This window comes from Chitinophaga sp. CCNWYY40 (assembly GCF_037483205.1).
In the GTDB taxonomy this organism is placed as follows: Bacteria; Bacteroidota; Bacteroidia; order Chitinophagales; family Chitinophagaceae; genus Chitinophaga; species Chitinophaga ginsengisegetis.
Window position 1 is genome coordinate 33597 of sequence record NZ_JBBHLF010000006.1, and the last position, 15443, is coordinate 49039.

Consider the following 15443-nt stretch of genomic DNA (forward strand, 5'->3'; position numbering starts at 1 on the left):
AACTGAGTTTTGAAAGCGTTCCGGTTTGATCCGGAGCGCTTTTTTTTGCGGGAGATTCAGAAACACATTTTTCGCGTATCTTCAGAGCCAAAATCTATTTTTTTGCGTCACTATATCCTCGCCCTGGTTACCTTTTTTTATTGCGCTACGGCCAACGGTCAACGTAAATGCGGCACCGCCGAAGCACTGCAACAGCGGGTAAAAGAAATTCCTTCTCTTCAAAATATTATACAGAATAACGAAAATAAAATGATGCTGGGCCAGCAACGGCAACAGCTGCGTGCAATGGTGGAAGCCATTCCGCAAACAGTATCTGTTCCCGTGGTGGTCCACGTAGTGCTGGATAATCCTGCGCTGGTAACCGATGCACAGATCGCCTCCCAGATCGACGCCCTGAACCGGGATTACAACGCCGCCAATCCCGACATCAGCCAGGTGCCCGCAGTATGGCAGGCGCGGATCGGCAACAGCCGCATCAATTTCTGCCTCGCCCAAAGAACCCCCGACGATGAACCTACCAATGGCATTGTAAGGGTACAAACAGCTGCCGGCCAAAGCTTTTCTATCAGCAACGCAGCGGCAGACGCTAAGTACAACAATACCGGCGGCTCCGACGCCTGGGATCACAGCAAATACCTCAATATCTGGGTTACCCGCCTTTCCGGCAATTACCTCGGCGTGGCCGCCCCTCCGGGTACCGGCTACCCTGTTGAACAGGAAGGCGTAGTGGTGCAATATTCCGCTTTTGGCACTACCGGCAGCGTAGGCAGTACCTACAACCTCGGCAGAACCGCCACGCATGAAATAGGCCATTATTTCGGTTTAAAGCATATTTGGGGAGACGATAACGGAGGATGTACCATTGATGATGGTATCACCGATACGCCCCTGCAAGGCGACAACACGTATGGATGCCCCTCCTTTCCGCGGCTCGACAACTGCACCGCTACTTCACCAGGCATAATGTTCATGAACTACATGGACTATACCGATGACGCCTGTATGCACCTCTTTACCGCCGGACAGGTGGATCGCATGCGCTTTGTACTGGAAAATACAACCGCCGGCCTGATGACGTCCAACGGTTGCGTACCTCCTGTTATGGTGAATAACGACGCCTCGCTGGTAAGCATCAACGCCCCGGATGGCAAGATATGCAACAACAATATTACACCGGTAGTAACCCTGCGTAACCGCGGCGCCAATGCCCTCACTGCCGTGAGCATCTGGTACCAGGTAAACAACGGCGCCCTTACTTCTTACCAGTGGGCGGGCAACCTGGCCAGTTTGCAGCAAACCACCGTAACACTTCCTTCTTCCAATGTAGCAATCGGCAGCTATAACCTGAAAGCATATACGCAATCGCCCAACGGCCAGCCGGATGGAAACGTTACCAACGATACAGCGGATATCCGTTTCCGTTATGATGCGGAAGCCACCCTGCCTTTTGAAGAGGGCTTTGAAAACGACAGCTTCCCGCCCCCGGGCTGGGACCTCTATAATCCTGACCACAGCTTCACCTGGGAACGCGTGCGGAATGTGGGCAAAGGCAGCAACGCTTCCGCCCTCATACGCAACCTCGGATACAATACCAACGACCAGACTGATGACCTCATTACACCGGTCATTGATCCAAAGGGCGCCGACTCCGTATTCCTCTTTTTCGATGTAGCCGCAGCGGTATTTACCGACCCCGCTGCCACCGGAAACGCATGGGATACCCTGCAGGTGCTGGTTACCAACGACTGCCGCGAAACCGGCCAGGTCCTGTATTCCAAATGGGGGCCGAATCTTATTACACGCCCCACAGCTGTTCAAACAGAATACATCCCTACCGCCACCGAATGGCGCCGTGATTCTGTGGATCTGACCGCTGTAAGTCATAAAGGAAAGTTCCAGGTAGCCTTCAGAAACATCTCAAACTCAGAGAATAACATTTATATTGATAATATTAATATTGTCACCAAATCAGTGAATCAAACCCTCGGTGAAAAAGGAGTATTGGTGAATCCCAACCCTACAGACGGCATCGTTTGGGTAACATTCCTGGAAATACCGGAAGACCTGCTGCAGGTATCCATTTACAATGTACAGGGACAGTTTATTATGAGCCGCCCGGCAGCAGCTATCGGCGCCGGCAACCGGCTGACCTTTAATTTGGTAAATGAGCCAAATGGTGTTTATTTTGTAAAATTAATTTACAGGAACAGGGCCAACACCATCAAATTAATGAAAGTAAGATGACGATGAGACAAGATTATCCGGCTGTTCAAACGCTCCTTCAGCAACCCAACCTGGACGCAGCATTGAAGGGCATTGCAGAAAAGATCCTCCAACAGGAAAGAATTACACCCGCAGAAGGGCTGATCTTATTTGAAAAAGGCGATATCGGCTTTTTGGGTGCGTTAGCCAACCTGGTACGCGAGCGAATGCACGGCGACAAGACTTACTTCAACCGTAACTTCCATATCGAACCTACCAACGTTTGTGTATTCACCTGCCACTTCTGCTCCTATTCCCGGTTGTATAAAAACAGGGAAGACGGATGGGAACTGAGTATCGACCAGATGATGGACATCGTTAAAAAATACGATAACCAACCCGTTACAGAAGTACATATTGTTGGCGGCGTACACCCAAAAATGCAGCTCAACTTCTTCGTGGAACTGATCCAGAAGATCAGGGCGCACCGTCCGGACCTGCACATCAAAGGATTTACCGCTGTGGAACTGGATTACATGTTCCGCAAAGCCAAAGTAAGCATAGAAGAAGGTATGCGTATCCTCAACGAAGCCGGCCTGCAATCCATGCCAGGCGGCGGCGCTGAAATATTTGCACCCGAAGTGCGCGCTAAAATATGCCACGATAAAGTAGATGCCGACGGATGGCTCGCCATTCATAAAGCTGCCCACAACCGCGGCATGCACACCAACGCCACCATGCTGTACGGTCATGTTGAATCTTTTGCAGACCGCATCGACCACATGGAACGCTTACGTTCCCTGCAGGACGAAACCGGTGGCTTCAATACCTTCATCCCGCTGAAGTTCCGTAATAAAGGCAACGATATGTCGCATATCCCGGAATCCTCCATCGTGGAAGATCTCAGGCTGTACGCCATCGCACGTTTATACATGGATAACTTCCCCCACCTGAAAGCCTACTGGCCTATGCTGGGAAGAAACACCGCACAGCTTACCCTGTCTTTCGGTGTGAATGACCTGGACGGCACCATAGATGATACCACCAAAATATATTCTATGGCCGGTTCGGAAGAACAAAACCCTTCTATGAACACCGCCCAGCTTACCATGCTCATCAAACAGGCCGGCAGAAGACCCGTGGAAAGAGATACCGTGTACAACGAAATAAGAGATTACACAGATGTAGTTTTTTCAGACGAAGAACTGCTGACCAAATAGTATCGCTGTTTTATGCAATTACACCTGAAATGTATCCTGATAGCCAGTTTATATATCGCTGGCTGTCATCAGAACAACAGTAACACCAACAGTTCCGCAGCTACCGGCACCAACACGACGGCCACTACGGAAACTACCGGTGAAACATCCAACGGCATCGCGTTTAAAAAACAAGGCGCCCTGGCATTCGTTTCCAAATCAGGAGCAGATACCCTGCGGAAAATAGATATCCAGCTGGCCCAAACAGACGAACAGCGCGCCGATGGACTGATGTACCGTAAATCCATGACAGATGATCAGGGTATGCTTTTCATTTTCCCCGACATGGAAGAACGCGCCTTCTGGATGAAAAACACCTACATCTCCCTTGATATTATCTACATAGATGATAAACTGGAAATTGTGTCCATTCAGAAATACGCAACACCCCTGTCGGAAGAAAGTCTTCCTTCTTTCAAAAAAGCCAAATACGTGCTGGAAGTAAACGGTGGATTCTGCGACAAGTATCACATCAAATACGGCGATAAAATAACTTATCAGTAAAAAGGAAGCCCTGGCAGACGCCAGGGCTTTTTTCGCTCCTATGATACATATTTGATCGCTAACACTAATAGCCTCTTTTATACACTCCCCTCCGGATTTGTTACATCCAGGATATGCAGCTGCGTTTTTCCCGCAGGCACTTCCCAGTCAATAACATCCCCCGTGCTATATCCCAGTAGGGCCGTGCCTATGGGAGAAAGGATCGATAACTTACCCAGCTGTAAATTGCTGGCAGCCGGCAATACCAGCTGTACACTTCTAATAGCCCCACTACGCTCATCCCTGAATTTAAGGGAGGAATTTACCTGTACCACATCAGCAGGCACCTTACCTTTCCTGACAGTAGCCCTGTCGAGCTCTTCTCTCAGCTTATCGGTGCCCGGTGCATGATAGCACAGGGTTTTAAGGATCTCGTAATCATGCAGGGACACAATGATCTGTTTCTTTTTCATGATGACCGGGTTTTATATCAGTTGTTTACAGATGATCCCGGATACAGCGCCACTGCCGCTATCCGACGATTCATAAAACTGATTTTATAAGATTGTTTTGGAAAATACTAACAGAATAAAACTACGCAGGTAGTTATCCCCCCGGGTACAACACTTTATGTACTAAAAGTTGCCCGGGCTTAATTGTTGAAGTCTTTGGGGCAGGATAAGAACGGCAACAGGAACCCGCACGTGCGTTTGGATGCACGGGGTGTATTGAGTAAGACTAATATGTTAGTTGCCGGATTCAATTAATAAATAATTGTATCCGGCAAAGATAAGGCTTTTATTTACAACAAACGGTCAATTCGTTAGTTCTCCTGCTGTGAAAGGCTTCTGGCGGCCATTGTTCAGCTTCCGCACCTGCTGGATATCTGCAGCAGAAACTTTATCGGCTTTATTATTCCAGGCACTGCGCAGGAACGTCAGTAGTTGTGCAATATCTGCATCACTGAATTCATCACTGGCGCCGATACCCGGCATATCGCCGTTTATTTCCGGCGCTTTGTACACTTTGCCGTGTACTTCCACCGGACCGGTAAGGCCGTATAATACAATAGATATAAATGCTTTCTTGTTGCCGTTTACCCAATTGCTTTCATTCAGCGGCGGCGCCATAGACGCAATGCCTTCCCCGCTTTTGCCATGACAGGTTTGACATACGGTATTGAAAATCTTATATCCCCGTGGCAGTTCTTTCCGCAATGCCTCCATTTTTTTCGCATTTGCTTTGCTGTCCATGTTCTTCAGCACTGTTTCCAGCTGCCGGCGCAATACCAGCGTGGTATCAGGATTCCAGGCAATGACCTGTTTCAGCAATGCCGCTTCGCGGTTTGCGGCGTTGTTTACCAGTGCAGCTGCCACATAACGGTCAGGGGCATACGTTTTTATCATTTTATCTTCCAGGCGGGTGGCGGCGGCTTTATCCAGTTTTCCAACCACAGGCAATACATAGGCTACCACCGGCGCCAGGTATGGGTTATCCGACAGCGAGTCCAGTGCCGCTATTGTTGCTTTGATACTGCTGCTGTTTAATACAGCCGGCAATGCTGCCAGGGCCTGCATCTTCAACGCAGGATCCGGCTGTTGCCAGATACCGCTGATATCTTCTGCGGTGAGGCTGTGCAGCCCTTCCAGCGTCCAGAGGGCGTGGATCTGCGTCAGCGGATGCGCCGCGTCTTTCAGCATGGCTCTCAGTTCCGGCGCCATCGTGGTTAAGTGCTGATCAATGATGAGCTGTTGCGCTTTATCTCTCAAAATACCATTTTCATTACCAAGCATTTTACCGAGGAAGGCGGGCGTAAGTTCAAACGTTACCGGTTGTGGTTTACTGCCGGCAGGAATAACGCGGTAAATACGTCCGCAGTTCAGCGGCTGCGTAAGGTTACGCATCTTTATTTCGTTCTTCAGGTATTCGGTGAGGTAGGTTTTGTGTTGCAGGATGCCGCGATACATATCGGCGATATACAAAGCGCCATCCGGGCCGGTACGCAGGTCCACCGGTCTGAAACGCTCATCGGTGCTGGCGAGGAATTCTTTCCGCTGATACGCCTGTACACCTTTTACGATGTAGCTGCTGTCTGATAAAATATTTCTTTTGATCAGGTTGGCGGAAGGCTCGGCTACAAAGGCATTTCCGGCATAGGTAGCCGGCAGCAGGTTAGCGCGGTAAATCACCGGACCACAGGCGGCGGTGAATTTCACCAGGCGAAGACTATCGTCCAGCGAACCTTTCTGGTAACCACGGTTTACACCGGGCGTAGGACGCGCGGGATACGTGCGGTTATCGGGTACTATTTTCTGGTCGAAACCAGCGGCATTGTTCTGTTGCGGATTGGTGCCGCCAAGTCCCGGGGAAAAATAATCGCCCAGCAGGTTTTCGGAGTTGTTATTATAGTAAAGACGACCGTGATCATCCTGCGTAATGCCCCATTGTCCGCGGAAATGCGTGGGTTCCTTCAGCCACTTATCTCCCATCTTACGGTAACGCCTATCCGATTTCGCGTTATAGATCCAGTTGTCCATTGCGCGCAGCAATCCGTTTGGCTGGTGTTCCACATTTCCGCCGGCAGCGTATTGGTCATCCACCAGTGTTCTCTTACCGGGTTTGTCGCTGTTATTTTCAATAAACCACAATTGCGGCGGTGTGGCTACCAGTACCCCGTTTTCTATCAGGCATATGGCCCGTGGCAGTACCAGTGAGTCCAGGAATACGGTGCGTTTATCCATTACGCCATCGCGGTTGGTATCTTCCAGGATCACAATTTTACCATCGGGTTTATCTTCCCCGGTACCGGCAGTATCGGGCATGAAGCCGGTCATTTCCACTACCCACATGCGTCCGCGTTCGTCAAAGGTCATGGCTACAGGTGCCACTACCATTGGTTCTGCGGCCACCAGCTGTACTTCCAGTCCTTCATCAACCTGCATGTGCCCGATGGCGGTTTTGCCATCCAGTACGGGTGAAGTAGCAAACTGCTCCCGCATGGCAATAGAATCTTTTTCGTGCTTGTTCCCGTTTTTCTGCTGGTTCCCTTGTCCACAGGCAAATAAAGCCAGGGATAACGTGGTGATTAAACGATAATGAATACGCTGCATTTGTTATTATTCGATTGCGAAAGCGATAAAAATACATTTCTAAATATATTTTTTCTGAAAAATTATATGAGATAACAGTTTACTATGTGAGCGACGGCAAAAAAACTTATCTTCGTCGCTTCATTGCATACATTTTACGATTTATTTGCATTTATGGAACGCTTTCAGGGCATCATAGGCATTGTACTTATTTTGGGTATCGCCTTTCTATTCTCCAACAACAGAAGTAAGATCAACTACAGGCTGGTGTTCAGTGGTATTGGCTTACAGGTACTAATCGGCTTTCTGGTATTTAAGGTGCCCCCTATTACCTGGTTCTTCCAGCGGGTAGGCGATGCAATGGGAAAGCTGGAAGCCTTTGCCCGCAAAGGTGCAGCCTTTGTGTATGGCGGTATTGGCGTATCGCAGCCCGATGGCACCGGGATCAAGGATTATGCTGCCGGTGGTTTTGTATTTGCTTTTAACGTTACGGCCACCATCATCCTGGTGTGTGTGCTGGTAGCGGTTTTATATCATTATGGCATCATGCAGCGTGTGGTAGCGGTGATTGCCCGCGCCATGAATTATGTGATGCGTGTAAGCGGCGCAGAAGCATTGAGCAATGTGGCCAGCGCCTTCGTAGGACAGGTAGAAGCACAGGTGATGATCCGTCCTTACTTATCAAGCATGACCAAAAGTGAAATCCTCGCCTCCATGAGTGGAAGCCTGGCTTGTATTGCCGGCGGTATCCTGGTAGTGTATGTGAACATGGGATTACAGGCAGGTTTGCACATTGCGCCCTTCCTGATCACCGCCAGCCTGATGGCCGCACCCGGCGCACTCGTAATATCCAAGATCGTTTTCCCCGAAACAGAGGAAAGCGTAACGATGGGCCGCGTTAAAATGGAAGTAAAAAGTAATTATACCAACGTGATCGACGCCATTTCACATGGCGCCGGCGATGGTTTTAAGATAGCCATGAACGTGATAGCCATGCTGATCGGGTTTATTGCTTTCATTGCGCTGATCGACTGGGGCCTCATTCATATCGGTCATATCTTCAACCCTAAGTTTGATCTCAGCCTCGACTGGATCTTTGGAAAGGTGTTTATGCCAATGGCCTGGGCAATGGGCGTACCACAGGGAGATGTACAAAACGTAGCTACCCTGCTCGGCCAAAAACTTACCATCAACGAATTTGTGGCGTTCAAAAGTCTTACTGATAAAACAGTACCAGTGCTAAGTGCCAAAGGGATTGCCATTGTTACGATTGCCATTGCGGGTTTTGCCAATTTCAGCAGCGTAGGCATGCAGATCGGCGGTATCGGTGAACTGGCACCCGACAGAAGGGCGGATCTGGCTAAATTGGGGCTAAAAGCGCTGTTGTGTGGAACGCTGGCGTCTTACATGTCGGCCTCTATTGCGGGTATTTTAATTTAGGGAGATAAATAACGAAAGATATTTCAAAGGGCTGATCTGCGGATCGGCCTTTTTTTTTGCGCAGCCTCTTTACATTTTTACGCAGGCCCTTCGCTGCAACGGGCAGGGGCCTGCAACAATAAATAATTGCCGCGAACCTGTTAGTTTACGCCCATAACAAAACAGCGGACAGCAATCAGGGGTAACACCTGCTTTGCAATCCGCTGCTTCAATAATATAGTGGAAAACAGTTCTCCCGGAAAACAAAGGTTCCGGTATGCCTGCTGTTAGTTATTCCAAACGTTTGATGAGACCTGCCTGTACAGCGGCCCATGCTTCGCCCTGACCTGCATCTTCCCAATAATTCTTCATTTCGGAAGCTGCTACAATTTTATTTACAGCAGCGATTGCCTGGTTTCTGAGTGCGCGTGTACCAATAAGGTTCAGCACATCCAGCTGATCCAACGGATCTTCCGGGAAATCTTCGCTTGGGCGTGCCACCAATGCTGCCACCAGTTCCGCAGCGGCCAACGCCTCTTCGCAATCCGAAATTTCCAGTGTTTCGATGTTGTTGATAACACGCGCTAACGTGTCAGCCACCAAACCACCGTCTTTATTATCAATCAGGTCAAAAATCCAATCCTGTGATCCATCATTTTCAAAATTCCTGGTGCCCCATGCGCCCATAGTGTTTACGTTTTTTTATTTTTTTAGAATCAAGAATAAAAGTAATGAACTCTCTTCACAACAACCAAACCAACTGGCTAGTTCAAACTCCTGAAATCAACCGGAACGAGCTTGCTTACACCCGGTTCCTGCATGGTTACGCCGTAGATCACGTCTACAGCAGCCATCGTTTGCTTGTTATGTGTTACAATAATAAATTGTGAATTATCCGAAAATTTGCGGATCATGTTGGTAAACTTACCCACATTGGCATCATCCAATGGCGCATCCACCTCATCCAGGATACAGAATGGCGCCGGCTTAATCAGGTAAATGGCAAACAGCAATGCGGTAGCCGTCAGTGTTTTCTCACCACCGGATAACTGCGTAATCGCTGCCGGGCGCTTCCCTTTTGGCTTTGCAATGATTTCAATACCGGTATCCGCCAGGTTTTCGGGATCGCTCAGGATCATATCGCACTGATCTTCTTCCGTAAACAAAGCTTTAAATACGCGGATAAAGTTTTCCTTCACCTGGTTAAAGGTATCCAGGAATTTCTGGTTGGCGGTAGACTCCACCTCCTGGATAGTAGCCAGCAGGGAATCTTTCGCATTTACCAGGTCCGTTTTCTGCTCCAGGATAAACTCGTACCGTTTCTTCATTTCCTGGTAGGCTTCAATGGCGGTGGGGTTAATTTCCCCCATGTTCTCCATGCGCTTTTTCAGTCGCTCTGCACTACCCGTTAATTCATCCACCGACAACTCTGAGCTGCGTTGCTCATCTATAATTTCATCGAGGTTCACTTTAAACTCCACGCTGAGCCTTTCCTTCATGGAAGCCAGTTGCAGTCGCAGTTCATTTACTTTATCCTTGATGGTATTCAGTTGCTGTTCCAGTTCCTGTTTGGCGCGCTGTTTTGTTCTCAGCGTGGTTTCCAGTTCCTGTAGGTGGTTACGGAAGTTATAGTATTCCTGGTCTTTTTCGTTGAGTGCTTTTTCTTCTTCTTCGCGCTGGCGGAACAGTTCCACGAGCCCGTCGTCCGCGTGGCTCAGTTTATCCACGGCGCCGGCAATGTTGGCCACGGCGTCTTCCAGTTGCGATTTGTTGCTGGTAATCTGCACATGCAGGTCTGCCAGTTGTTTGCGTTTAAATTCCAGTTCCTGTTTGAGGGCCTGTACTTTACTTTGCTGGCGGGTATGTTGCAGGTTTTGGTTATTGAACTGCACCGTAGCCATATTGAACTGCTGCTCTGCTTCCTGGGCCATCCTGTCGGCGTCCGCGATGCTGTCCTGCAATTCGGTGACCCTTTCGTTCAGGCTTTCCAGTTCGTCTTTCACGCCGGAAATGCTTTCCTGGTTGGTTTCCAGGGATTGCTGCATTTCCTCCAGGCGTTTATCGCCGGCTTCAATGAGGTGGTGGAAGTTTTCAATCCTGTTCTGTAAGCCAAACAGCTGATTGCTCAACTGGTTTACCCTTTCCCGCGCAGCATTGATATTATTTTCATTTAACTGGCTGTTGTAGCCCAATACTTCGTCGTGTTTGCTTTGCAGCGCCACTTTCAGGCGGCCCACTACTCCTTCGAGGTCTTTGATCTCAGTTTCCAGCTTTTCCAGGTTTTTGGCCCTTCCCAGCTTCTTACCTTCGAACAATCCTACAGAACCTCCGCTGATATTGTATTTACCGCGATGCATGCGGCCGGATTTTTCTACCAGCAGCATCCTTTCATCGGCCACCTGACTGAATTCCAGGCGGGTAAGGTCTTCCCCGATAAATACTTTACCCAACAGGTGTTGTCCCAGGCCCCTGTACTTCTCCTCAATTTCCACTACTTCCAGCGCAGGAATGGTGCCTGCCGGCGCCAGCAGCGAACTGTAATCAGTGCGGAACTGATCGAGGATAAAGAAATTGGCCTTTCCTTTTTTGTTGTTATCGAGCAACTGGATGGCCTGTACCGCTTCCTGTACGTTGTTCACTACATAGTAGCTCAGGTAAGGCTCCAGCAGGTTTTCCACGCAGGTGCGGTATTCTTCTTTACAGAAAAATATATCACTCAGGATGGGGGCGTTATTGTTCCAGTCGGGATTCTTCTTGAGGAATTTGATACTCTCCGGGTAGCCTTCCAGGCTGTCGACCAGTGATTTGAGCAGGTCGAATTCGTTCTTTTTGGAATCGAGGGTACGATTCTCATCTACCAGCTTATCACGCAGTCCTTCAATATCAGACTGGGTGGCGAGTATTTTACTTTTGGTTTCTTCCTGGAAACGGACCATGTTTTCCAGTTCCGTTTTGCTGCCGGTCAGTGTTTGCTGCAGCGCTTCCTTTTCTGTTTCCAGTTGGGCGATCTGCTGCTGACGGCTGGTCTTTTCTTCCTGGAGCTGCTGCATACTGCGTTGCAGGTTCATGACGGAAGTATCGGCAACGGCTACTTTCTTTTCGGCCTCAAATTGCTGACGTTGCCAGCGTTGCTGGTCGTTACGCAGGGTTTCGAGGGCTTGTTTCTTCTGATGGAAGCGTTCTTTCTTTTCCTCTACCATATCGCGGAGGGTGTCCAGTTCGTCTGCCATTGTTTCAAACACTTCCCCTTCTTCTTCCACCTGTTTCTCGGTAAATTCAATGGAAGTGGTAAGTCCCTGCAGTTGCCCTTCCGCATTGTTGAGGAAGTCGCTGATATTTTTTTCCCGCTCGCGCAGATATGTCAGTTGCTGCGTGGCGAGGTTCTTATCGTTTTCTTTGGTGCGGATAGTGGATACCAGCTCATTAAAGGATTTCTGCATGGTTTGCAGTTCCCTTTCTTTTGCTACAAAATGCAGCTTATCCTGTTCCACGGCCGCTTCTGCGGTGAGGATCTCGGTTTCCAGTGCCAGTTTGCGGTCGCTTTCGTTTTGCTGGGTGTCCGACAATTCCTTAAAGGTCACGTTAAAGCCTTCCAGTGCGGCTTTAGCGAGTTCTATACTGATTTCGCGGTATTCCTTTTTTACTTCATAGAAGCGTTCTGCCTTACGGGCCTGGCTTTCCAGTGTTTTGAGGTTGTTATTGATTTCAAACAACAGGTCCTCAATACGGTTCAGGTCTCCTTCTGTGGCGTCCAGTTTGGACTTAGCTTCTTTTTTGCGGGTTTTATATATGGAGATGCCTGCCGCCTGTTCCAACATACGGCGACGGCTGTTTTCCTTGTCTTTGATGATATCGTCCACCATTCCCAGTTCGATAATGGCATAGGAATCGGTACTTACGCCCGTGTCCATGAACAGGTTATGGATATCTTTCAGGCGGCAGGCCACATCGTTAAGGCGGTACTCGCTGTCGCCATTCTTGTAAAATTTGCGTGTAATCGTCACCGTAGTGAACTCGGTGGGTAGTACGTTCTTGGTGTTTTCAAAAGTGAGACTAACCTCCGCCATACCGCTTGCAGAGCGGCTTTTAGAACCGTTAAACACAAGTCCAGCCTGGTTATCAGACCGGAGGTTACTGATCTTGTGCTCGCCGATTACCCAGCGGATGGAGTCGATGATATTACTTTTGCCGCAACCGTTTGGCCCAATCACACCAGTGATGCCCTCATCAAACTGCAAAACGGTTTTATCTGCAAAACTTTTAAAGCCTTTAATTTCTAGTGTTTTTAAGCGCACGTCGTACTCCGAGGTTTTTTAAGGCGTCAAAGATATAATTTTACCCGAATCAAAAAGTAATTTAAGTGAGATGCAATAATATACAGTAATTATTTATACACAATTACCGGTCATTTGCCTCTGTCCGCAGCACGCAACTAAAGTCTAAAAGACTGGTTATAAATATAGTAAAAAGAACAATTAGAATTTAATTCGCTGTTAGAAAATTACCCGGATTTTGTCTTCACCGGGATTACTCTGATTAAACTGATTCACGTAATGATATTTTCTGAGCCAGGTATTAAATTATAGTTAAAAATAATATATTCATCTTCAGAAGAATAAAAAAGATGTAATCAGTTTAATCAGTGTAATCCCGGTGAAGACAAAATCCGCGTAATCCGCTTATCTTTGCGCCATCAAAAACCCATTTACGCTTGCGTACAGAACAGCAGATCAATAACATAAAAAATTTCCTTTACAGTTATCATTTCAGCAACGGTATGCGTACCACCATCAGTGTGGTAGTGCCTTCACTGGTGTGCGCATACTTTGGTATGCTGGACCTGGGCATCGCTATGTCGATGGGCGCCCTGTGTACCGCCCTCAGCGACGTACCCGGCACCATTGTACATAAGCGGAACGGCCTGATCATCAGCACCATCCTGATCTTTTTTTCTGCACTGGGCACGGGTTTGCTGATCCCTTACGTAATCCCGATGGCGATCTGGATAGCGGTATGCTGTTTTATGTTTGCCATGCTGCTGGTATATGGTAACCGCGGCGGTAACATTGGTACCGGCTGCCTGCTGGTAGTAGTGTCTATCCTCGGGGAAACCCAGCTCACCCCGAAGCTCACGCTCCTGCACTCCTCTATGGTGCTGCTGGGCAGCATCTGGTATGCAGTGCTGGCGCTCATCCTCTGGCAGATCCGCCCCTACCTCAACGTACAGCAGGCACTGGGCGACTGTATCCTGCAAACCGCCCGCTACCTCGAAGTAAGGGCTAACTTCTATACGCCCGGCGTAAATGTAAGCGAGAACTATAAAGCCGTGCTGGACCAGCAGGTGATCGTCAACGAAAAACAGGAAAATGTACGCGAACTGCTGCTGAAAAGAAGATCGGCTCAACAAGGCACCACCAGTCTCAATAAAAGCATGGTACTCATTTTCCTGGATATGGTAGACCTCCAGGAACAGATCATGGCCTCTCAAACCGACTATAACGCCCTGCAGGCCGATTTTAAAGACCTGGCGATCCTGGAGAAATTCCACGCCCTTATCCTTGAATTCACCCAGGAACTGAAGAACATAGGAATGGCCGTGGCAGCGGGTCAGCGCTCCCTGCCAAAAACAAACCTGAAGTTTGAGATGGAAAAGGTAAAACAGGCCATTGCCGACATTACCATGAAACTGCCTACCCTTAAAGAAAGAACCCGCACCATCCCGCTGAGCAACATCCTGCAAAACCTGCAGGACATGGCCCAGCGCATTTATAACCTGCACCGGCTCACCCGCCTGGAAAGACTGAAAGACGAATCCATAGATCCAAAACTGGAGCTGTCGAAGTTCACTACCCGTCAGAAATATGACTTTGAAACGTTCCGGGACAACCTCACTTTCAAATCACATATCTTCCGGCACGCCATCCGCGTGAGCCTGGCTACCGTATTGGGTTACGGGCTGGGCATCGCACTTCACCTCGACCGGGTATACTGGATCCTCTTAACCATAGTAGTGATCCTGAAACCGGGCTTCGGGCTTACAAAATCGCGCAGCATACAGCGTTTAATCGGTACCGTTACCGGCGCCTTATTTGCCGCCGGCCTGCTGTACCTTACGCATAACGATACAGTGATCTTTATTGTGATGCTGATCTGTATCCTGGGCGCCTATAGCTTTATGAGCTTCCAGTATACCGTCAGCGTATTTTTTGTAACGCCGTTTATCATCTTCCTGCTGCACTTCCTTCATCCTTCAGACCTCTACAATGTAGCGCAGCGGGTGCTGGATACCTTTATCGGCGGAGGCATCGCCTTCTTTGCCAACATGCTGCTGTGGCCTACCTGGGAGCATAACTTCCTCCCGGATTACATGAAAAAGATGATGGAAGCCAATCGGAAATATTTTGAACTGGTAATGCGCCCCTATTCCAATGAAAAGGTAGCCGTTACGGATTTCAAACTGGCCAGGAAAGATACTTATGTGGCCGCCGCTAATATGATGTCGGCCTTCCAGCGCATGTTGTCGGAGCCAAAAAGCAAACAGAAAAACGCATCCGAAGTGTATCATTTCGTGGTGCTGAATCATACGCTCACCTCGCACACCGCCACCCTGGCGGCTTACAACATGCATCACGGGGTGCAGTTTCCACGCCCGGAATACCGCGAAATCACGGATTATCTCCTCCATTGTATGGACCAGCTCACCCTGCTCACAGATCCGGCTACCAGCAGCAGCGCCCAGCCTTCTCCGCAGGTACACGCCTTTGAACGGCTGGATGCCCACCTGGAAAGCCTGGTGCATCTGCGTCAGCAGGAAATCAATGAAGGCAAAGGACCTACGGCAACCCGCGATGAAATGCTGGAAACCAAGCAGGTGCACGATCAGCTCGTGGCGATCCTGTCGCTCGTAAAAGATATGAGTAAAGCGTTAGCGCAGAGCGCGTAGGAGATCGCCTTCGGCGATGAAATTGTCTTGGAGCAGGATTACGCTGAT

General features: G+C 49.0%; 9 protein-coding genes. 5 read left to right on the forward strand and 4 right to left on the reverse strand.

The window, feature by feature from the left end; all coding sequences use genetic code 11:
* The first annotated feature begins 102 nt into the window (after positions 1-102).
* Genes V7S65_RS22925 through V7S65_RS22935 form a run of 3 tightly spaced genes read left to right on the forward strand, consistent with a single transcriptional unit; the run spans position 103 to position 3965 of the window.
* On the forward strand, positions 103-2244 hold the full coding sequence (locus V7S65_RS22925; protein WP_336387924.1) for a M43 family zinc metalloprotease: 2142 nt from the start codon (positions 103-105) through the stop codon (positions 2242-2244).
* On the forward strand, positions 2241-3422 hold the full coding sequence (gene mqnE, locus V7S65_RS22930; protein WP_079472837.1) for an aminofutalosine synthase MqnE: 1182 nt from the start codon (positions 2241-2243) through the stop codon (positions 3420-3422). The genes V7S65_RS22925 and mqnE overlap by 4 nt, the downstream gene beginning before the upstream one ends.
* A 12-nt stretch (positions 3423-3434) precedes the next feature.
* Entirely contained in the window at positions 3435-3965 is a 531-nt protein-coding gene (locus tag V7S65_RS22935; protein ID WP_336387926.1) for a DUF192 domain-containing protein, read from the forward strand.
* 77 nt (positions 3966-4042) lie between these two features.
* On the opposite strand, the gene V7S65_RS22940 is transcribed toward V7S65_RS22935, so the two are convergent.
* Entirely contained in the window at positions 4043-4417 is a 375-nt protein-coding gene (locus V7S65_RS22940; protein WP_111579673.1) for a GreA/GreB family elongation factor, read from the reverse strand.
* Between the two features lie 342 nt (positions 4418-4759).
* Positions 4760-7054, reverse strand: coding sequence for a DUF7133 domain-containing protein (locus V7S65_RS22945; protein ID WP_336387927.1), 2295 nt, complete (start codon positions 7052-7054; stop codon positions 4760-4762).
* Positions 7055-7207: 153 nt separating this feature from the next.
* Here V7S65_RS22945 and V7S65_RS22950 point away from each other — a divergent pair, with 153 nt between their 5' ends.
* Positions 7208-8473, forward strand: coding sequence for a NupC/NupG family nucleoside CNT transporter (locus tag V7S65_RS22950; protein WP_079473119.1), 1266 nt, complete (start codon positions 7208-7210; stop codon positions 8471-8473).
* Between the two features lie 270 nt (positions 8474-8743).
* On the opposite strand, the gene V7S65_RS22955 is transcribed toward V7S65_RS22950, so the two are convergent.
* Positions 8744-9139: a DUF4259 domain-containing protein gene (locus V7S65_RS22955; protein WP_079472833.1), complete on the reverse strand. Its 396-nt coding sequence runs from the start codon at positions 9137-9139 to the stop codon at positions 8744-8746.
* A 77-nt stretch (positions 9140-9216) separates the two neighbouring features.
* Entirely contained in the window at positions 9217-12747 is a 3531-nt protein-coding gene (gene smc / locus V7S65_RS22960) for a chromosome segregation protein SMC (protein ID WP_079472832.1), read from the reverse strand.
* A gap of 416 nt (positions 12748-13163) precedes the next feature.
* Between smc and V7S65_RS22965 the strand changes: the two genes are divergently transcribed.
* Positions 13164-15395 (forward strand): FUSC family protein, encoded by a 2232-nt coding sequence (locus V7S65_RS22965; RefSeq protein ID WP_336387928.1) that lies wholly within the window; start codon positions 13164-13166, stop codon positions 15393-15395.
* The last annotated feature ends 48 nt before the right edge of the window (positions 15396-15443 follow it).